The sequence below is a fragment of the Azotobacter bryophylli genome (assembly GCF_042643485.1).
In the GTDB taxonomy this organism is placed as follows: Bacteria; Pseudomonadota; Gammaproteobacteria; order Pseudomonadales; family Pseudomonadaceae; genus Azotobacter; species Azotobacter bryophylli.
This window is the reverse complement of sequence record NZ_JBHRSJ010000036.1, coordinates 124663-144710: the sequence shown is the minus strand read 5'-3', so window position 1 is coordinate 144710 and position 20048 is coordinate 124663. Positions and strand designations below refer to the sequence as shown.

18 protein-coding genes and 1 pseudogene are annotated in these 20048 nt (G+C 68.9%); 11 read left to right on the top strand and 8 right to left on the bottom strand.

What is annotated here, in order from left to right; translation table 11 throughout:
- From dmpG to ACFOJE_RS21790, 4 genes and pseudogenes are all read left to right on the top strand, one after another.
- Positions 1-568: 4-hydroxy-2-oxovalerate aldolase (dmpG, locus tag ACFOJE_RS21780; RefSeq protein WP_377817127.1), on the top strand; the 568-nt coding region annotated here is incomplete at its 5' end.
- Positions 569-629: 61 nt separating this feature from the next.
- Entirely contained in the window at positions 630-1874 is a 1245-nt protein-coding gene (mhpT, locus tag ACFOJE_RS21775; protein ID WP_377817126.1) for a 3-(3-hydroxy-phenyl)propionate transporter MhpT, read from the top strand.
- 99 nt (positions 1875-1973) lie between these two features.
- Positions 1974-2552 (top strand): annotated as a pseudogene (locus ACFOJE_RS21795) (MFS transporter); the annotation flags it as partial.
- A gap of 97 nt (positions 2553-2649) precedes the next feature.
- Positions 2650-3204 carry an MFS transporter gene (locus ACFOJE_RS21790; protein WP_449224147.1) on the top strand — a complete coding sequence of 185 codons (555 nt, stop codon included), beginning with the start codon at positions 2650-2652 and terminating at the stop codon, positions 3202-3204.
- A gap of 144 nt (positions 3205-3348) precedes the next feature.
- Here ACFOJE_RS21790 and ACFOJE_RS21765 read toward each other — a convergent pair whose 3' ends face one another.
- On the bottom strand, positions 3349-3558 hold the full coding sequence (locus tag ACFOJE_RS21765; RefSeq protein ID WP_377817124.1) for a hypothetical protein: 210 nt from the start codon (positions 3556-3558) through the stop codon (positions 3349-3351).
- A 68-nt stretch (positions 3559-3626) separates the two neighbouring features.
- Here ACFOJE_RS21765 and ACFOJE_RS21760 point away from each other — a divergent pair, with 68 nt between their 5' ends.
- The 5 genes from ACFOJE_RS21760 to ACFOJE_RS21740 all read left to right on the top strand — a co-directional run bounded on the left by ACFOJE_RS21760 (position 3627) and on the right by ACFOJE_RS21740 (position 11471).
- On the top strand, positions 3627-4094 hold the full coding sequence (locus ACFOJE_RS21760) for a YmfL family putative regulatory protein (protein ID WP_377817123.1): 468 nt from the start codon (positions 3627-3629) through the stop codon (positions 4092-4094).
- Positions 4095-4321: 227 nt separating this feature from the next.
- Positions 4322-6475, top strand: a complete 2154-nt coding sequence (locus tag ACFOJE_RS21755) for a hydantoinase/oxoprolinase family protein (RefSeq protein WP_377817122.1) — start codon at positions 4322-4324, stop codon at positions 6473-6475.
- Positions 6476-6511: 36 nt separating this feature from the next.
- Positions 6512-8830 (top strand): hydantoinase B/oxoprolinase family protein, encoded by a 2319-nt coding sequence (locus ACFOJE_RS21750; protein WP_377817121.1) that lies wholly within the window; start codon positions 6512-6514, stop codon positions 8828-8830.
- Between the two features lie 10 nt (positions 8831-8840).
- Positions 8841-9347 (top strand): acetone carboxylase subunit gamma, encoded by a 507-nt coding sequence (locus ACFOJE_RS21745; RefSeq protein WP_377817119.1) that lies wholly within the window; start codon positions 8841-8843, stop codon positions 9345-9347.
- A 171-nt stretch (positions 9348-9518) separates the two neighbouring features.
- Positions 9519-11471, top strand: a complete 1953-nt coding sequence (locus ACFOJE_RS21740; protein WP_377817118.1) for a sigma-54-dependent Fis family transcriptional regulator — start codon at positions 9519-9521, stop codon at positions 11469-11471.
- An 8-nt stretch (positions 11472-11479) separates the two neighbouring features.
- Here ACFOJE_RS21740 and ACFOJE_RS21735 read toward each other — a convergent pair whose 3' ends face one another.
- Entirely contained in the window at positions 11480-11707 is a 228-nt protein-coding gene (locus ACFOJE_RS21735; RefSeq protein ID WP_377817117.1) for a hypothetical protein, read from the bottom strand.
- A gap of 495 nt (positions 11708-12202) precedes the next feature.
- Here ACFOJE_RS21735 and ACFOJE_RS21730 point away from each other — a divergent pair, with 495 nt between their 5' ends.
- The gene (locus tag ACFOJE_RS21730; protein WP_377817116.1) at positions 12203-12646 is read left to right on the top strand and encodes a helix-turn-helix domain-containing protein; all 444 of its coding nucleotides are present in this window, start codon (positions 12203-12205) and stop codon (positions 12644-12646) included.
- Between the two features lie 52 nt (positions 12647-12698).
- Here the strand turns inward: ACFOJE_RS21730 and ACFOJE_RS21725 are convergent, their stop codons facing one another.
- The 6 genes from ACFOJE_RS21725 to ACFOJE_RS21700 form a co-directional block, all read right to left on the bottom strand.
- The gene (locus ACFOJE_RS21725; protein ID WP_377817115.1) at positions 12699-13526 is read right to left on the bottom strand and encodes a helix-turn-helix transcriptional regulator; all 828 of its coding nucleotides are present in this window, start codon (positions 13524-13526) and stop codon (positions 12699-12701) included.
- Between the two features lie 123 nt (positions 13527-13649).
- A complete protein-coding gene (gene maiA, locus ACFOJE_RS21720; RefSeq protein WP_377817114.1) occupies positions 13650-14294 on the bottom strand; it encodes a maleylacetoacetate isomerase in 645 nt (214 codons plus the stop codon).
- A 2-nt stretch (positions 14295-14296) separates the two neighbouring features.
- Positions 14297-15685, bottom strand: coding sequence for an MFS transporter (locus ACFOJE_RS21715; protein WP_377817113.1), 1389 nt, complete (start codon positions 15683-15685; stop codon positions 14297-14299).
- A 127-nt stretch (positions 15686-15812) separates the two neighbouring features.
- On the bottom strand, positions 15813-15995 hold the full coding sequence (locus ACFOJE_RS21710; protein WP_377817112.1) for a DUF2783 domain-containing protein: 183 nt from the start codon (positions 15993-15995) through the stop codon (positions 15813-15815).
- A gap of 10 nt (positions 15996-16005) precedes the next feature.
- Complete coding sequence (locus tag ACFOJE_RS21705) at positions 16006-17712, bottom strand: FAD-dependent monooxygenase (RefSeq protein WP_377817111.1); 1707 nt, start codon at positions 17710-17712, stop codon at positions 16006-16008.
- Positions 17713-17838: 126 nt separating this feature from the next.
- The gene (locus ACFOJE_RS21700; protein WP_377817110.1) at positions 17839-18633 is read right to left on the bottom strand and encodes an IclR family transcriptional regulator; all 795 of its coding nucleotides are present in this window, start codon (positions 18631-18633) and stop codon (positions 17839-17841) included.
- 110 nt (positions 18634-18743) lie between these two features.
- Here ACFOJE_RS21700 and hmgA point away from each other — a divergent pair, with 110 nt between their 5' ends.
- On the top strand, positions 18744-20048 hold the full coding sequence (gene hmgA / locus ACFOJE_RS21695) for a homogentisate 1,2-dioxygenase (RefSeq protein ID WP_377817109.1): 1305 nt from the start codon (positions 18744-18746) through the stop codon (positions 20046-20048).

The window sequence follows — 20048 nt, the reverse complement described above, 5'->3', positions numbered from 1 at the left end:
GAAGAAGATGGAGGGTTACGGCGCCACCTGCATCTACGTGGTCGACTCCGGCGGGGCGATGCAGATGCAGGACATCCGCGAGCGCTTCCGCGCGCTGAAGGACGTGCTCGATCCCGCGACCCAGACCGGCATCCACGCCCACCACAACCTGAGCCTGGGGGTGGCCAACTCCCTGGTCGCGGTGGAGGAGGGCTGCGACCGCATCGACGCCAGCCTGGCCGGGATGGGCGCCGGCGCCGGCAACGCGCCGCTGGAGGTGTTCATCGCCGCGGCCGAGCGGCTGGGCTGGCAGCACGGCACCGACCTCTACACCCTGATGGACGCCGCCGACGAGCTCGTCCGCCCGCTGCAGGACCGGCCGGTGCGGGTCGACCGCGAGACCCTGGCGCTGGGCTACGCCGGGGTCTACTCCAGCTTCCTGCGCCATGCGGAGGTGGCGGCGCGCAAGTACGGGCTGAAGACCGTGGACATCCTGGTCGAGCTGGGCCGGCGGCGGATGGTCGGCGGCCAGGAGGACATGATCGTCGACGTGGCCCTGGACCTGCTCGCCGCCGGGCGCAACCACTGAGCGGCGGCCGGGAAACGGCCGCCGGAGTACCTACAACAACAATCAACAAGGTACGGAAACTATGAGCGAATACTCCTCGCATGACCTTGCGGCGCAAGCGGCCGGCCAGCGGACCTGGACCACCGTCGCGCTGTGCTTCGCCGTCGCCCTGCTCGAGGGCATGGACCTGCAGGGCCCCGGCATCGCCGGACCGGGCATGGCCGCCGAGTTCGGCCTGGACAAGGTGTGGATGGGCTGGATCTTCGGTGCCGGCATCCTCGGCCTGCTGCCGGGGGCCCTGTTCGGCGGGCGCCTGGCCGACCGGATCGGTCGCAAGCGCGTGCTGATCGGCGCGGTGGCGCTGTTCGGCCTGTTCTCCATCGCCACCGCCCTGGCCCGCGACACCTCCGGCCTGCTGCTGGCGCGCCTGCTGACCGGGGTCGGCCTGGGCGCGGCGCTGCCCAACCTGATCGCGCTGTCCTCGGAAGCCGCGGGGCCGAGCCTGCGCAGCACGGCGGTGAGCCTGATGTACTGCGGCGTGCCCCTGGGCGCCGCGCTGGCGGCCACCCTCGGCATCGCCGGCTTTCCCGGCGGCTGGCGGACCGTGTTCTACGTCGGCGGGGTGACGCCGCTGCTGATCGCGCCGCTGCTCGCCCTCTGCCTGCCGGAGTCGAGCGAGTTCCGCCGCCAGCAGGCGCAGGGCGGCGCGGCGCCGCGGATCTCCCTGTGGCAGGGGTTGTTCCGCCAGGGCGCGGCGCTGCCGACGCTGCTGCTGTGGGTCGCCTATTTCTTCACCCTGCTGGTGGTGTACATGCTGATCAACTGGCTGCCGAGCCTGCTGATGGACCAGGGCTTCCGCGGCGAGCAGGCGGGCTGGGTGATGTTCGCCCTGCAGATCGGCGCGGCGGTGGGCACCCTGGCCCTGGGCGCGCTGATGGACCGTCTGCGGCCGTTGGCGCTGGCGGCGCTGATCTACCTGGGCCTGCTCGCTTCGCTGGCCGCCCTCGGGCTGTCCAGCCAGTTCGGCAGCATGCTGCTGGCCGGCTTCGTCGCCGGCCTGTTCGCCACCGGCGGGCAATCGGTGCTCTACGCCCTGGCGCCGCTGTTCTACCGCACCGAGGTGCGCGCCGGCGGGGTCGGTTCCGCCGTCGCGGTGGGCCGGCTCGGGGCCATGAGCGGGCCGCTGGTGGCAGGCCAGGCGCTGGCCCTGGGCGGCGGTACGGCGGGAGTGATGCTGGCCTCGGCGCCGGGCATCGTGCTGGCCGCGGTGGCGGTGTTCTACCTGCTGGCCCGGCGCGAGCGCAGCGCGGTGCCGGCGCACGCCTGAGCGAGGCGGGCAGGGCGCGTTGTGCCTCGACGCCCGCGACGTCTCCCGCGCGCGGTGGCCCGGCCATCGCGCCTGCCATTCATTCCGAGGAGAATCGCCATGTCTGCCATGGCCAACCCGCGGCGGCTGATCGTCCTGCTCGCCGCCCTGGTGGCCTTCGGGCCGCTGTCGATCGACATGTACCTGCCCAGTCTGCCGCTGATCGCTGCCGACCTCCGCGCGCCGGAGGCGCAGGTCCAGCTGAGCATCGGCCTGTTCCTCGCCGGCTTCGCCCTGGGCATGCCGATCTACGGGCCGCTGTCCGACCGTTTCGGCCGGCGCCGGCTGCTGCTCGCCGGGATCGCCCTCTACATCCTCGCCAGCATCGGCTGCCTGCTCGCCGAGCGGGCCGAGCAGCTGGTGCTCTGGCGCCTCCTGCAGGCCTTCGGCGGGGCCGGCGCCTCGGTCCTCGGGCGGACCATCGTGCGCGACCTGTTCCCGCTCGGCGACGCCGCCCGGGTGCTGTCGCTGATGCACCTGGTGACCATGGTCGCGACCCTGGTCGCGCCGCTGATCGGCAGCTACCTGATGCGGGTGGCCGGCTGGCGCTCGATCTTCGCGGTGCTGCTGGCGTTCGCCGGGCTGTGCCTGCTGCTCGCCGCGCGGAAGATTCCCGAGACGCACCCGCCCGAAGCCCGCGGGGCGTCGGTGGCGGCCGCCTTTCGCGCCTACGGCGCCATCCTGCGCCTACGGCGCCATCCTGCGCCAGCCCCGGGCGCTGGGCTACATCCTCAGCATGGGCCTCGGCTTCGGCGGCATGTTCGCCTTCTTCACCGCCTCACCCTTTGTCTACATCGAGCACTTCGGCGTCTCGCCGCAGGACTACGCCTGGCTGTTCGGTCTGAACGTCGGCGGCATCATGCTGGTCACCCTGGCCAATGCCCGCCTGGTCGATCGCGTCGGCCCGTCGCGCATGCTGCTCTGGGGCGCCGGCATCGCCGCCCTGGCCGGGATGGCGCTGATCGTCCTCGGCGGCAGCGGTACGGGCGGGCTGGGCGCGATCGTCGTCTGCCTGCTGTTCTACGTCAGCGTCACCGGCCTTCTGGGCGCCAACGCGATCGCCAGCCTGCTCGCCCTCTATCCGCGTCAGGCCGGGGCGGCCGCCGGGCTGGCCGCAGCCGTGCAGTTCGGTCTCGGCACCGCCCTCAGCGCCCTGGTCGGCGTCCTGCACGACGGCAGCCCGCTACCGATGTGCCTGGTGGTCGGCTTCGCCGGCATCGGCTGCCTGCTGGCCCTGCTGCCCGGCCGGCTGGCGCAGCGGCCGGGCGTGGCGGTCAGTCCGGCCGACTGATCGCCGTGTGGCGCCGGCTTCGGGCAGCGGGTGCGAGGCTCCGCTGCGGTCGGGCCGCGGCAGGTTCCTTTCCGTCCGAACGACGCTGGACAGCCTCCCGGGCCTGGGTGTCATTATGATGTCATCCTGGCTCTGCATGGCCGCTCAGGGCGCGACGGCGGCGATCGAGGTGGCGGTCCGGTCCAGCGACTCCTTGGCCGCAGGCGGCAACTGATCGCGCATCAGCTCGAGCATGCGTTCGAAGGTCGGCCAGACGCGCTGCCGGGCTTCGGGCGGCAGCGCGCCGAGCAGGGCCGCGACGGCGCAGCGCAGGGCGACGACTTCGCCCTGAAGGGAATGGAATTGGCTCGGCATGGTGACACCCCTGTCGTTGATCCAGTGATGACAAGTTAGTGATACGGGCTCAAGGAAAAAACTAGGACATGAGCAAGCAACTGCTAGAAACCCGCAGGGACGTGATGAAGGCGGTGACCCGGGGTTTCCCGGGCGGCCAGGAGGCCGCGGCCGCCCACCTCGGGATCAGGCCGAAACGCCTGGGCAACCAGGTCTACGAGACCGCGGGCTGCAGTCCGCTGAGCGATGCGCAGATCCATGCGCTGGAGTCGGTCAACGGCACCCGCTTTCTGCCGGACTACGTCTGCGCCCTGTACGGCGGGGTCTTCGTGAAGGTTCCGGAGGTGGGCGAGCTGGACAACGTGGATCTCTACAGCCGGGTCGTGAGAGCCGCGGCCAAGCGCGGCATCGTCGACCAGATCATCGCCGCGGCTCTGGAGGACGGCGTGATCGAGGCCTGCGAGGCGGAGGCTATCCGCGAGGCCCACTACGCCTATCTCGCCGCCCGCCACGAGGAAGTCCAGGCGACCATCGATCTGCACTCCGCGCAGCCCTGACGCCGGGCGCCCGCTGCGGCGCGCCGAGCGTTCGAATTTCATACGTCCGATGGAGGAGGCGTTCGCTTGCCGAACGCCCGGTCTGCCTCCGTTTTCGTTGCCGTTTCCAGTAAGTCCTTCGTTTTCAGCGAGTTGCCTTTCCTGTCGGGATTGGCACAGGCGCTGCTATGGGGAAGAGGCGGGCGTGACGACCCCGCGCTGGGACAAGAACAACAACGGAGAACCCCATGGACATGCAACGTTCGAAAGTCCAGGTGATGGGCATCGATGCCGGCGGCACGATGACCGACACCTTCTTCGTCCGCGAGGACGGCAACTTCGTGGTCGGCAAGGCGCAGAGCAATCCGGCCGACGAATCCCTGGCCATCTACAACTCCTCCCTCGACGCGCTGTCCGCCTGGCAGCTGGGCGTCGACGACGTCTACCCGGAGCTGGTGACCTGCGTCTATTCCGGCACCGCCATGCTCAACCGGGTGGTGCAGCGCAAGGGCCTGGACGTCGGCCTGATCGTCAACCGGGGCTTCGAACAGACCCATTCCATGGGCCGCGCGATCCAGAGCTACCTGGGCTACGCCCTGGAGGAACGGCTGCACCTCAACACCCACCGCTACGACGCGCCGCTGGTGCCCTATTCGCGCACCCGCGGAGTCACCGAGCGCACCGACGTGCAGGGCAGGATCGTGATTCCGCTGCGCGAGGAGGAGGTGCGCCAGGCCACCCGCGAGCTGGTCGAGGCCGGCGCCAAGGCCATCGTCATCGTGCTGCTGCAGTCGCACAAGAACCCCACTAGCGAGAAGCGCGCCCGCGATCTCTGCCGCGAGGAGCTGAAGCGCCTCGGCGCGGACCTGCCGGTGTTCGCCTCGGTCGATTACTACCCCTCGCGCAAGGAGAGCCACCGCGCCAACACCACCATCCTCGAGGCCTACGCCGCCGAGCCGTCGCGCCAGACCTTGCTGAAGGTCAGCGAGCGCTTCAGGAGGCACGGCGCCAAATTCGACCTGCGGGTGATGGCCACCCACGGCGGGACCATCTCCTGGAAGGCCAAGGAACTGGCGCGGACCATCGTCTCCGGGCCGATCGGCGGGGTGATCGGTTCCCGGCTGCTCGGCGAGGCGCTGGGCTACGAAAACATCGCCTGTTCGGACATCGGCGGCACCTCCTTCGACATGGCGCTGATCACCAAGGGCAACTTCGCCATCGCCTCCGACCCGGACATGGCCCGCCTGGTGCTGTCCCTGCCGCTGGTGGCGATGGACTCGGTGGGCGCCGGCGCCGGCAGCTTCGTGCGCCTCGACCCGTACAGCGGCTCGCTCAAGCTGGGGCCGGACAGCGCCGGCTACCGGGTCGGCACCTGCTGGCCGGAGAGCGGCCTGGACACCGTCTCGGTGACCGACTGCCACGTGGTGCTCGGCTACCTCAACCCGGACAACTTCCTCGGCGGCACCATCAAGCTCGACGTGGAGCGCGCCCGCCAGCACATCCAGGCGCAGATCGCCGGGCCGCTCGGGCTGTCGGTGGAGGAGGCCGCCGCCGGGGTGATCGAGCTGCTCGACCTGTCGCTGCACGAGTACCTGCGCTCCAACATCAGCGCCAAGGGCTACAACCCCACCGACTTCGTCTGTTTCTCCTACGGCGGCGCCGGGCCGGTGCACACCTACGGCTACACCGAGGGCCTTGGCTTCAAGGACGTGGTGGTGCCGGCCTGGGCGGCAGGCTTCTCGGCCTTCGGCTGCGCCTGCGCCGACTTCGAGTACCGCTACGACAAGAGCGTCGACATCGCCCTGCCGCCGGACAGCGGCGAGGCCCAGCGCACCGAGGCCTGCGCGGTGATCCAGGCGGCCTGGGACGAGCTGGCGGCCAAGGTCATCGAGGAGTTCGTGATCAACGGCTTCAAGGCCGAGGACGTCACCCTGCTGCCCGGCTACCGGATGCAGTACATGGGCCAGCTCAACGACCTGGAGATCACCTCGCCGATCGCCAGGGCAGCCTCCGCCGCCGACTGGCAGCAGATCACCGACGCCTTCGAGGACACCTACGCGCGGGTCTACGCCAGCTCGGCGCGCTCGCCGGAACTGGGCTTCTCGGTCACCGGGGCGATCATGCGCGGGCTGGTCGCCACCCAGAAGCCGGTGCTGCCCGAGGACCCGGAAGCCGGCCCGCAGCCGCAGCCCTCCGCCCACCTCGGCAAGCGGCCGTTCTACCGGCACAAGCGCTGGGTCGACGCCGACATCTGGCAGATGGAGGCCCTGCAGCCGGGCAACCGCATCGTCGGGCCGGCGGTGATCGAGTCCGACTCCACCACCTTCGTGGTGCCCGACGGCTTCGAGACCTACCTGGACAAGCACCGCCTGTTCCACCTCAAGGAACGCGCCCGCGGCTGAGCCGGACTCCATAACGACAAGAAGAAGGAACCTCACATGAACATGCTGGCCAAGAACGCGCCCGGCTCGCTGCTGGGCAACGGCAAGACCCTGCAGGCCTTCCGCGGCGAAGTGATGCAACGCACCAAGGAAACCGGTTTCTACAACGGGCTGAGCAGCCTGCCGTTCCGCGAGAGCGACCCGATCGGCTACGAGAAGCTGTTCTCCAAGATCCGCGGCGGCCTGGTGCACGCCCGCGAGACCGCCAAGAAGATCGCCGCCAGTCCCATCGTCGAGCAGGAGGGCGAGCTCTGCTTCACCCTCTACAACGCGGTGGGCGACTGCATCCTGACTTCCACCGGGATCATCATCCACGTCGGCACCATGGGTGCGGCGATCAAGTACATGATCGAGAACGACTGGGAGAGCAACCCCGGCATCGCTCCCGGCGACATGTTCACCAACAACGACTGCTCGATCGGCAACGTGCACCCCTGCGACATCGCCACCATCGTGCCGATCTTCGCCCACGGCAAGCTGGTCGGCTGGGTCGGCGGCGTCACCCACGTCATCGACACCGGCGCGGTGACTCCGGGCTCCATGTCCACCGGCCAGGTGCAGCGCTTCGGCGATGGCTACCAGATCACCTGCCGCAAGACCGGGGTCAACGACCAGCCGCTGCGCGACTGGCTGCACGAGTCGCAGCGCTCGGTGCGTACGCCCAAGTACTGGATTCTCGACGAGCGCACCCGCATCGCCGGCTGCCACATGATCCGCGGCATGGTCGAGGAGATCATCGCCGCCGAGGGCCTGGAGGCCTACGAGCGCTTCGCCTTCGAGGTGATCGAGGAGGGCCGCCGCGGGCTGCAGTCGCGGATCAAGGCGATGACCCTGCCGGGCACCTACCGCAAGGTGGCCTTCGTCGACGTGCCGTTCAAGCACGAGGACGTGCAGACCTCCTCGGCCTTCGCCAAGGTCGACACCATCATGCACTCGCCGGTGGAGATCACCATCCGCCCGGACGCCAGCTGGCGGCTGGACTTCGAGGGCGCCAGCCGCTGGGGCTGGCACACCTTCAACGCCCACCACGTGGCCTTCACCAGCGGCATCTGGGTGATGATGACCCAGACCCTGGTACCGACCCAGCGGATCAACGACGGCGCCTGCTTCGGCACCGAGTTCCACCTGCCCAAGGGCGCCTGGTGCAACCCGGACGACCGCCGCACCGGCCACGCCTACGCCTGGCACTTCCTGGTCTCCGGCTGGAGCGCGCTGTGGCGCGGCCTCGGCCAGGCCTACTTCAGCCGCGGCTACCTGGAGGAGGTCAACTCGGGCAACGCCAACACCTCCAACTGGCTGCAGGGCGGCGGCATCAACCAGGACGGCGAGGTGCACGCGGTCAACAGCTTCGAGGCCTCGTCCTGTGGCACCGGCGCCATGGCGATCCGCGACGGCCTGAACCACGCCGCGGCGATCTGGAACCCGGAAGGCGACATGGGCGACATCGAGATCTGGGAGATGGCCGAGCCGCTGCTGTACCTGGGCCGCAACGTCAAGTGCAACTCCGGCGGCTACGGCAAGTACCGCGGCGGCTGCGGCTTCGAGACCCTGCGCATGGTCTGGAACGCCGAGGACTGGACCATGTTCTTCATGGGCAACGGCTACATGAACTCGGATTGGGGCCTAATGGGCGGCTATCCGGCGGCCGCCGGCTACCGCTTCGAGGCCCACCGGACCGGGCTCAAGGAGCGCATTGAGCTGGGCCTGTCGCTGCCGCTGGGCGGCGACCGCGACCCCGCCGAGCCGGCCTACGAACAGCACATCGCCGCCACCGCGAAGATCAAGCGCGACAAGCAGTGCATGACCACCGAGGACTGCTACGAGAACCACGACCTCTACCTCAACTACCTGCGCGGCGGCCCGGGCTTCGGCGATCCGCTGGAGCGGGAGATCGCCGCCATCGCTGACGATCTGAACCAGGGCTTCGTCCTGCCGGCCTACGCCGAGAAGGTCTACGGCGCGGCGATCGCCCAGGACGCCAAGGGGCACTGGTCGGTGGATGCGGCCGGCACCGAGGCACGCCGCCGGCAGATCCGCGCCGAGCGCCTGCAGCGCTCGCAGCCGACCCGCGAGTGGATGCGCGAGGAGCGCGAGCGGATTCTGACCAAGCACGCCTCGGCGCCGGTGCAGCAGATGTTCGCCAGCAGCTTCGCCCTGTCGGAGAAGTTCCTCGCCGAATTCAAGGCCTTCTGGGACCTGCCGGCGGACTGGACGCTGAAGGAGGAGGAGCTGGGCGTGCCGGTCTACGGTTCCAAGCACCGCATGGACCTGTCCCTGCTGCCCGACGTGCATACCGTGGTTCAAGTGGAAGAATGAGGAGCGCGAGATGAGCACCTACACCAAGGAACAAGTGAAGAACCTGGTCGACGGCCGCCTGGACTGGGACACCACCACCCGCATGCTGACCATGCCCAAGGACCGCGAGCGCTTCGAGCTGTATCTGAGCGTGCTGCAGGAGCGGGTCGCCTGGCCGGACCGCATCGTCCTGCCGCTGGGTCCGGCGCTGTACATCGTGCAGTCGGCGACCAGCAAGCAGTGGGTGACCAAGTGCCGCTGCGGCCACGAGTTCTGCGACTACCGGCAGAACTGGAAACTGCACGCCAACATCCACGTGCGCGACACCCCGGAGAGCATGCAGGAGGTCTACCCGACGCTGCTCGCCCCGGACACCCAGTGGCAGGTCTATCGCGAGTACTACTGCCCGCACTGCGCCACCCAGCTCGACGTCGAGGCGCCGACCCCGTGGTATCCGGTGATCCATGACTTCGAGCCGGACATCGAGACCTTCTACCGCGAATGGCTGGAGATGCCGCTGCCCGAACGCGCCGCCTGATCCGATCCGCCGAGCCTTGAGCTACGCCGCCGCCCCGGCATTCCCGGGGCGGCGGCTTTTGCCGTTGCGCTGGTCTAGAATGGAATCAGCCTGAACGGCATCCCCTCGCGGATGGCTGTCCGTCGCCCAGGCCCGACCACAACAAAACAATAAGAACAGAGGTGACGGTTGATGACTTCCCTGGTACCCCAAGGGGTATTCGCCTGCCCGGGTGACAATCCGCGGATCATGGCCGCCTGGCACGCCTTCCTGCGCGGTGAGGAGCCGCCCCGCGAGCTGGTCCGCTTCCCCATCGACGACTCCTGGCGCCGCTGCCTGAGCGGCGGGGTCGATCCGAGCCTGCAGCACGCCCCCGACCCTCTCTCCGACGCCCAGCTCGACGCTATCCGCCAGCGCCACCAGCGCCTGCTGGAGGGCAGCGTGCCGGCGATGGACATGGCCGAGCAGTTGATGGCCGAGAGCGGCGCCATCCTCATCCTCACCGACAGCGAGGGGATGATCCTCGAATCCCGCGGCGACCCGGCGACCCTCGGCCGCGCCGAGCGCATCCGCCTGATGCCCGGCAGCCCGTGGAGCGAGCAGGCCTGCGGCACCAACGCCATCGGCACCGCGCTGCGTCTCGGCGGGCCGGTGCAGATCCACGCCGCCGAGCACTTCTGCGAGGGCATCAAGCACTGGACCTGCTCGGCCGCGGTCATCCGCGACCAGCGCGACGGGCAGATCCTCGGCGCCCTGGACGTGTCCGGCGCGCCCAGCGATTTCAGTCGGCACACCCTGGCGCTGGCGGTGAGCACCGCCAAGCGCATCGAGGAGACCCTGGCTCGGCAGGAGATCGCCAGGCGCTTCCGTCTGCTCGAAGCCAGCGTCGAGCAACTGCTCGCCGACCGCAGCGAGGGGGTGATGCTGTTCGACCCGCGGGGCTTCCTGCTGCGGGCCAACGCGCGCCTGCCGGAGGTGCTCGCCGCCCGCGGCATCGCCTTCCAGCCCGGCACGGCCTGCCGGCTGGCCGCCCTCGACCTGTGCCGGGGCGGCGGCCAAGCAGGCCCGTTGCCGCCGTGGCTGGCGGCCGATTGGGTGCAGGCCATCCGCGCGGACGGCGAAGCCCTCGGCACGCTGGTGCGCATCCCACCGCCTTCCCGGGCGGCGCGGGCTCTGGCCCTGCCGGCGAATCCGGGCGAGCCGGAAGTCGGCTTCGACCGCCTGGCCGGCGACAGCCCGGCGCTCGCCGAGGCCCTGGGCAAGGCGCGCCAGTTGGCGACCTCGCGGGTGCCGGTCCTGCTGCACGGGGAGACCGGCTCGGGCAAGGAGGCCTTCGCCCAGGGCATCCACCATTCGGGCATCGGTGGCCGCGGTCCCTTCGTCGCCATCAACTGCGGCAGCCTGTCCCGCGATCTGCTCGCCAGCGAGCTGTTCGGCTACGCCGAAGGCGCCTTCACCGGTGCCCGGCGCGGCGGCATGAAGGGCAAGATCGAGGCGGCCCAGGGCGGCACCCTGTTCCTCGACGAGATCGGCGAGCTGCCGCTGGAGCTGCAGAGCCACCTGCTGCGCGTGCTGGAGGAGGGCGAGCTGTACCGCCTGGGCGAGAGCGAGCCGCGCCGGGTCGATTTCCGCCTGGTCGCCGCCACCCACCGCGACCTGCGCCAGGAGGTGGCCGCCGGGCGCTTTCGCGAGGACCTGTTCTACCGGGTCGCGGTCACCCGGATCCGCATCCCGCCGCTGCGCGAGCGCAAGGAGGACATCCCGCTCCTGGCCCGGCACATCCTGCGCCGCCAGGCCGAGCGCCACGGCCGGCCGCTGCCGGAGCTGGAGCCGGACCTGCTGGCGGCGCTGGCCGCCCATGACTGGCCGGGCAACGTGCGCGAGCTGCGCAACGTCCTCGAAGGCATGCTGCTGTTGGGCGGCGACCGGCTGAGCCGCGAGGACCTGCCGGACGAGCTGCGCCGGGTCGAGGCCCAGAGCGTGGTGGGCGACCTCGGCGAAAGCGAGCGGCTGGTCATCCGCCGGGCCATCGAGCGTTGCCGCGGCAATCTGACCCAGGCCGCCAGGGCCCTGGGCATCGCCAAGAGCACCCTGTACCAGCGGATGAAGAAGTACGGCCTGTCCCGCGACGGGGCGGCGCGGTGAGGCGTCGCCTACTGCTGCTCGAGCTGCTTGCGCAGTTCGCGGGCGGTGCGGATCAGGCCGGCCAAATAGGGGCGATCCTTGAGGATATGGGGAGCACGCAGGCCGGGCGGGGTATGGCGGTAGCCGTCGGAGCCCCAGCAGTCGGCCATGGCCTGTTCGTACTGCTCGATCAGCCAGCGGAAGTAGGCCTCGGCCTCGTGCCGGTCTAGCTGGATGGAAACGGTGATGTCACGCATAGGGTCACCCAAATGATGCTGCCTCTTCTTCCTCCGGCTGCCCGGGCGGAAAGTGCCGCCGGGGCAGGTCGGGAGCCGCGGACCGGGCAGGCCGTCGTCGACGCGGGCTTCGGGGAGAGACGGCCGCTTGTCCCGACCGGATCGCCGGCTGTCCGCCGGGCATCGGCGCCCGCCCGGGGCGGAGAGCGGGGGCGTCCGGTAGCGGCGAAGGCTCGTGCGCGAAGCGTTCGGCCGGCCGCGGGTCGAAGGGAAAACGGCGGAACTTGTCGCTATCTTCGAGCAGACAGTCATGTATCTGACGTTTGCTCATGTCGCTGCGCCTCGGGCGGAGGCTGGGTTCCGTGCGCTAGAGCGCCGGCATCGGGAAAGCAGGACAGGACCGCATGGTCCAGGCTTGGCGGAAAGTATGAGTTCCTTTCATAGTTTGGGCGTTCCCACTTTAGTTAATATGTACGCGTTGCGCATAAAGTTATCTATTCAATATGCGTATGTCAAATGGAAATCCGCCAAATGCGTAAGAGTAGCTCTGCAGATGTCATCTCGCGCCTAAAATTGGCGATCGGTACGAAAAGTGATTCGGAACTCGGGACTGCCCTGGGAGTTCCGCCCCAGACGATCAGCAGCTGGAAAAGCCGGGACAGCGTCCCCTACGCGAAATGCGTAGAAGTGGCGGAGGAAAGGAACATCTCGTTGGACTGGCTGCTGACCGGCGACGGCCCGATGCGCCGCGGCGAGCCCGAGACAAGGGTGCAGGAGGCGCCGGCCGCCTATGTCATCAGCCCGCACGAGCGGGCCATCCTGGAGCTGTTCCGCTCCCTGGACGAAGAGGCTCAGCGAGAGCTCCAGAGTGTCGCTGTGGAAAAGAAGCGGCTGCGGGACATGGAGCGTCGCCTGCAGCAACTGATCGAGGCCATGGATGGCATACGCAAGCCGGCCTGAGCGGCTCCGCACGCCGCTCCCGATGCGTGGCGGCGGCCCCTGGCGTTCGTTCTCAGTGGGGCATGACGGGCCACTGCGCCTGGCTCGCCAGCGCCAGCAGCTCGCGCTGGCCGGAAATGCCCAGCTTGCGGTAGAGGCGCTTGATGTAGGTGGCGGCGCTGGAGCATTGAATGCCCATGCGCGAGGCGATGGCGGCCACGTCGCAGCCGTCGAACAGCAGCCTCAGCAGCTCCCGGTCGCGCCGGGTCAGTTCCGGGTGCAGTCTGACCACCCGTTCGCCGAGCAGCGTCGGCATCTCGTTGGCTTCCACGTAGGCGCGGTAGTGCAGGCGGACGACCTGCATGACGAAGGGCGCCAGCGTTTCGATGAATTCGATCTCGCCGGACGAGAACCGGCCGTGCTCGCGGCCTCGATAGAAGTTGACCGACAGCCAGCGCCCGCCCTCGCAGTGGCCCAGCAGCGCGACCCGTTCGGAGATCTGCGGCTGCTCGTAGCAGATCCGCCGGTAGTCCTGGTGGGCGATGTCGTCTGTGCTTTGGCGCTGCACCATGATCCGCTCGGCGCCGGAGGCGGGCGGGCGTCCGGCCATCGCCTGCTGGTTGCCGTCCAGGCTGTAGAAGCGTTCCGCGTAGTTGGCCGAGATGTTCGGCAGCTGGGCCATCCGCGCGCGATCGGCGAAGGAGACGATGTGCGGGTTGCGCTGCTGCGGATAGGCGAAGATGGTGCACTGGGCCAGCGGAACCTGGGCGCAGACCAGCTGCAGCAGATCGCTCGCCAGCAGCCGGCTGCGGTTCTCGCCGACGCGGGACAGCAAGGCGGCGGCTTGTCCGGCATTCAGGCGGTATTCGGACCCGGACGATCGCAAGGGCCAATATTGCATCCTGCACTCCCTGTATCCCCTTTCCCGGGGCTTTCTCGTATCGGGTGTTGGCTCCGGCGCCGCGAGGTGAGGCGTCGGAGCCTGCCTGCACTGTAGCGGCTTTCACCCTGCTCCATAGCCCGTTCAATCGGCGTCCGGCTGGTGCTCCGGGGCGGCGCGCTGGAAGGCTTCCAGGCTCTGGCAGCGGGCGACGATGGCGAGGATCGTCGGCATGGCGTCGAGTTCGCAGCCGAAGCGCCGGGCGTTGAACACCTGGGGTACCAGGCAGCAGTCGGCCAGCGTCGGGCGGTCGCCGTGGCAGAAGGCGCCGGTGCGCCGATCGTCGGCCAGCAGCCGCTCCACCGCCCCCAGTCCTTCGCCGACCCAGTGCCGGTACCAGGCGTTTTTCTGCTCCTCGCCGAGGCCCAGGGTGCCGCTCAGGTACTGCAGCACCCGCAGATTGTTCAGCGGATGGATCTCGCAGGCGATGCTCTGGGCGATGGCGCGGACCCGCGCCCGGTCGGCGCTGCCTTGAGGCAGCAGGGGCGTCTGCGGGTACTGCTCCTCCAGGTATTCGAGGATCGCCAGGGACTGGGTGAGGGTGTGTCCCCGATCCTCCAGCGCCGGCACCAGCCCGGCCGGGTTCACCGCCCGGTAGGCCGGCCGGTGCTGCTCGCCGCCGTCCCGCAGCAGATGCACCGGCAGGGTGCGGTAGGTCAGCCCCTTGAGGTTGAGGGCGATGCGCACGCGGTAGGCGGCGGAGCTGCGGAAGTAGCTGTAGAGGTTCATGGTCAGGGGTTCCCGAGGGAAGGTTCTCGGACGGGCTGCTGATTCAGTATCCGCCGGGACGAGGGAATCGGCAGCAGGAAGACCAGTAGCGCCCCGACGACCAGCAGCGCGGTGGCGTAGCCGAGGCCGGCGGTGAAGCTCTGGGTCAGGTCCCTGAGCCAGCCGACCACCAGCGGATTGAGCGCCGAGCCGAGGTTGCCGACGGCATTGATCGCGGCGATGCCGATGGCCCTCGCCTGAAAGCTCAGGGCCTGGTCCGGGGTGGTCCAGAAGATCGACATGGCGGTGTAGGAGCCGCTGGAGGCCATGCACACGCCGAGCAGTTGCACCAGCGGATGGCTCGACCAGGCGGTGCACATCCAGCCGGCGGCGGCGAACAGCATGGGCAGCACCAGATGCCAGCGGCGCTCGCGGGTGCGGTCCGAATGCATGCCCCATAGCAGCATGCCGACGATGGTGCAGATCTGCGGGATGCTGGCCAGCAGGCCGATGGTGATGTTGCTGCCGGAGGCGTTGAAGCTCTTGATGATCAGGGGCGTCCAGACCGCGATCATCGCCAGGGTGTTGACCAGACAGAAGTACACCAGGCTGAACAGGATCACCGTCGGCGACAGCAGCTCGCGCATCAGACCGACGGGTTTTTCCGCCGGCCGGGACGCGGCCGGCGCATCGGCTGCCAGGGCCCGGGCCAGGTTCCGTTTTTCCTCGGCATCCAGCCAGTCGGCCCGCTGCGGCTGGTCGTCGAGATAGCCGAAGACCACCAGGCCCATGATCACCGAGGGCATGCCCTCCAGCAGGAACAGCCATTGCCAGCCGTGCAGGCCCCAGGTGCCGTCCAGGCCGAGGATCAGGCCGGATACGGCCGAGCCGAAGCCGGCGGTGAAGGGCATGGCGATCATGAACAGGGCGTTGGCGCGGGCGCGGTAGGCGGCCGGGAACCAGAAGGTCAGGTACAGCAGCACGCCGGGCAGGAAGCCGGCTTCGGTGATGCCCACCAAGATCCGCAGCAGGTACAGGCTGGAGGCGTCGCTGGCGAAGAGGGTGGCGGTGGAGGCCAGGCCCCAGGCGATCATCAGGGTGCCGATCCACTTGCGCGCGCCGACCCGGGCCAGGGCGATGTTGCTGGGAATGCCGCAGGCGATGTAGGCGAGGTAGAACAGCGTGGTGGCCATGCCGAACTGGGTGCCGGTCAGCCCCAGGTCCCCCATCATGGTGAGGCCGGCGAAGCCGATGTTGATGCGGTCGAGGAAGGACAGCACGAAGCAGAGGAACAGGAACCACAGCAGATGCCTGGATACCTTGCGGATCACCTGCTGCTGCGCGGTGGTTTGGCTGTCCGGTGTGTCGAAACGGCTGGTCCCGGCCGGGGACATGGCGGAGCTCTGAGTCATCGTTGGCTTCCCGATTATTATTGGAATGGGGCCGGATCGCCGACGCGGGCGGTGGCGCGAGGCTGCCGCCCGGCGGTCTGGTTGGTGGCGGACCTCGGCTCGCAAGGCTGGTCCGCCGGCTGGCGCGTCAAAGGTCCTGCAGGGCCGACCGGGTCAGCTCGGCGAAGACCCCGGCATCGCCCAGGGTCTGGGCGCTCAGCAGGGCCAGCTTGGTCAGGAACAGCTCGGCCTTGGCCGGGGTGGCCTGGTCGAGCGCTTCGGCCAGCAGGTCGTAGACGCGTTCCAGGTCTTTTACGGTCAGGGTGTTCATCCTCGAATCCTCAGTGATGGCCCAGGGCCTTGGTCATGGCGGCGTGCAGTTGTCCGGCCGACAGTTGCAGCCAGCGGGCGCAGACGTGCTGGTCCGGGCGGATCAGGTAGGCGCCGCCGGTTTCGATGCCGTAGCTGGCGCGCATCCGTCCTTCGACGTCCTCGATCCACTGGTCGGCGCCTTCGACCCGCTCTTGCCCGGCGGGGGCGACGGCCAGTATCTGGAAAGGGATGCCGCGAGCGCGGATGGCCTGCGCCTGCGCTTGCAGCTCGGCCGGAACGGCGCCGCCGTCGCCGTCGCCGAAGTGGAGCAGATAGAAGGAGGCGCCGAGGCGGTCGAGCAGGTAGCGGTCCTCGCCCAGCCGCACGTTGGCCAGCGGCGCGCCGTCGCGCGGGCCGGCTCGGAAGCGGGCATCGTCGTCGTCCCGGCAGTTGAGCGTCGATGCGGCGTAGTCGTGGGACCGGGAGGTGCGCCAGTGGTACAGCGGGCGGACGAATTCCTGGCTCAGGGACAGCGACAGGACCGCATCGCGTACCCGCCGGTAGCCCGCGGTCGGCGGGGTCATGAAGCGGGTGCTCTTGCCGGCTTCGTGGATTATCTCGTGGGCCGCGGCGACCCGTTCCTGGCTGTAGGAGGGCAACAGCCCATCGCCCGCCCAGCCGTTGACGGTGAAGGCCAGTTTCCAGGCCAGGTCGTGGCAGTCCTGAAAGCCGGTGTTGGCCCCGCGCACGCCGAAGATCGGCAACAGGTGCGCGGCGTCGCCGGTGAAGATCACCCGGTCGTGCACGTATTCCGGCAGGGTCAGGGCGCGGGCGGAATAGACCGAGCACCAGTCCAGCTCCCAGGCCGGGCTCTCGATGCCGATCATCCTCAGCTGGGCGTCGATGCGGCTGCGCAGGGACTCTGGCCGCAGCGCCTGCTCCGGGCTCTCGCCGGCCGGCAGCTGGTAATCGATGCGCCAGATGCCGTGCGGCTCCCGATGCATCAGCACGGTATTGCCGGGGTTCCAGGGCGGGTCGAAATAGGCCTGCCGCTCGGTGGGCAGGTTCAGCTCGGTCCGGATGTCGGCGATGACGAAACGGCCCTCGTAGGAAGCGCCCTCCAGCTTGAGGTTCAGCAGGTTGCGGATCGCCGAGCGGGCGCCGTCGGCGGCCACCACCCAGTCGGCCTCCAGGGTGTAGAGGCCCTTGGGCGTATCCACCTGCAGCGAGGCGGACTCGCCGCTCTGCTCGAGCCCGACGACCTTGTTGCCCCAGCGCAGCTCGATCAGCGGATTGGCCGCGACCGCCTCGACCAGGTATTCCTCCAGATAGGGCTGCTGCAGGTTGGTCATGGGCGGGAAGCGGTCGTCCGGGTCGTGCGGGGCCTCCATGCGGAACACCAGTCGGTCGCGGTAGAAGGAATTGCCGAAACGCCAGCCCAGGCCCGACTCGCTGACACGGTCGGCGATGCCGACCTGCTGGAGGATTTCCAGGGAGCGACGGGTGAAGACGATCGCCCGGCTGCCTTCGCTGACCTGCTGTTCGGATTCGAGGATCACCGAGGGCACGCCGTAGCGGGCCAGGTCCAGGGCGGTGGTCAGGCCGATGGGGCCGGCGCCGACCACCACGACCGGCTTGCGCTCCACGAGCCGTGTTTCCGCGCTGGCCGTGAAGGCCGGAAAGACCCGGTAGCGGTAGTAGATCGAGAAGCGTGGATCGGTATTGGGGTGGTGCATCGCAGTGCGTCTCCGGATTGTTCTTGTTATCCCGGGGATGACTCTAACCACTGCGAGGGAGGCGGCATGTCCCCTGGAGGGGACAACTTGCGAGGCGAATACGCGGGCGGGGCAGGGGCGCCGGTCTCAGGCCGGCATCTCGATGTCGCCGCCCAGCCGCGCGCTGATCTGCCGGGCGTGGTCGCGAAGCCTCAGGGCCGCCGGGCCGTGGGGATCGGCGGCGAAGGCCGGCGCCGAGCCCACCACGGTCAGCACGCCGGCCAGTTTCCGGCCGACGCCGAAGAGGGGCGCCGACAGGGCGTTGACCCCCAGCATCAACTGGCCGTGAATGCAGTGGATGCCGGCGCGGCGGATCCGTTCGCTCTGTTCGGCCAGGCGCTCGGACGTCAGCTCGGGCGCCCGGGCCGACTCCTCCAGACGCAGGGAAGCGGTTTCGCTGTCCGGCAGGTAGGTCTGGAACAGCATCCCGGTGGCCGAGCCCAGCAGCGGCAGGACCGAGCCGACCTGGGTCACCAGGGTCACGGCGCGCACCGCCTGCTCCACCAGCACCACGGTCGGCCCCTTGTTGCCCCATACCGCCAGGAAGCAGGTCTCGTTCAGGTCGTCGCGCAGTCGGACCAGCCAGGGCGCGGCGACCTTCACCACATCCAGCCGGCCTATCGCGGCGAGCCCGACGAACAGCGCCTGGCGACCGAGGGCGTAGTGGTTGGTGGCCGGGTCCTGCTCGGCGAAGCCGCTGGCGATCAGGGCCTGGAGGTAGCGATGGACCTTGCTGGCCGGCATGTCTAGGTGCTCGGCCAGCTTCGACAGCGAGGTGGCCGGTGCCAGTTCGGCCAGGGCCTTGAGAATGTCCGTACCGACTTCCGCCGACTGGACTTTCTGACGTCTTGGGGTGGATGCGACAGAGTCTGGGCTTTTCATCGGCGGTCCTTGGGATGAAGGGAGCGGCAATTCTAACGCTTGACGGTGGATGAATCGTCTGATTACGTTAATCGTAAATGGATTACGCATAACAAGAAAAGGAGTGAGCCATGAGTTCCCCATGCTGTACCACGCCCTTGTCGTACCAGTCCGGGTTCGGCAACCAGTTCGCCAGCGAGGCGCTGCCGGGCGCCCTGCCGGTCGGCCAGAACTCGCCGCAGAAGCCCGCCTACGGCCTGTATGCCGAACTGCTGTCCGGCACCGCCTTCACCGTGCCGCGCGCCGAGGCACGGCGTACCTGGCTGTATCGCTTGAGGCCCTCGGCCAACCATCCGAAGTTCGAGCGGCTGTCCCGGCAGATCGTCGGCAGCCAGACGGGGCCGGCGACGCCCAACCGTCTGCGCTGGAATCCGCTGGCGATGCCGGAGGAGGGCACCGATCTGATCGCCGGCCTGCACCGCTTCGTCGCCACCGCCGAGGCCGGCCAGGCATCCGGCGTGAGCATCTATCTGTATGCCGCCAATGCCTCCATGGAGCGGGTGTTCTACAACGCCGACGGCGAGTGGCTGATCGTTCCCCAGGAGGGCCGGCTGCGTCTGGTCACCGAGCTGGGACTGCTGGAGGTCGCGCCGCTGGAGATCGCCGTGATTCCGCGCGGCTTGAAGTTCCGCGTCGAGCTGCCGGACGCCGAGGCGCGTGGCTACCTCTGCGAGAACCACGGCTGCGCCCTGCATCTGCCAGAGCTGGGGCCGATCGGCAGCAACGGCCTGGCCAACCCGCGGGATTTCCTCGCCCCGGTGGCCTGGTACGAGGACCGCGACGAGCCGGTGGAGCTGGTGCAGAAGTTCCTCGGCGAGCTGTGGGGCACCACCCTCGACCACTCGCCGCTGGACGTGGTCGCCTGGCACGGCAACCACGTGCCCTACAAGTACGACCTGGCCCGTTTCAATACCATCGGCACCATCAGCTACGATCATCCCGACCCGTCGATCTTCACCGTGCTGACCTCGCCCGGCGCCGTGACCGGCCAGGCCAACGTGGACTTCGTGATCTTCCCGCCGCGCTGGATGGTGGCGGAGAACACCTTTCGTCCGCCGTGGTTCCACCGCAACCTGATGAACGAGTTCATGGGCCTGATCCGGGGTGTCTACGATGCCAAGGCGGAGGGCTTCCTGCCGGGCGGCGCCTCGCTGCACAACTGCATGAGCGCCCACGGGCCGGACGACGCCACCACCAGCCAGGCCATGGCCGCGGAGCTGGCGCCGCAGAAGATCGAAGGCACCATGGCTTTCATGTTCGAGACTTCCCAGGTCCTGCGCCCGAGCCGGTTCGCCCTGGAATCGCCCACTCTGCAGGCCGATTACGACCGGTGCTGGGCAGGATTGGGCAAGCACTTTCAAGGAAGCGGAGACTGA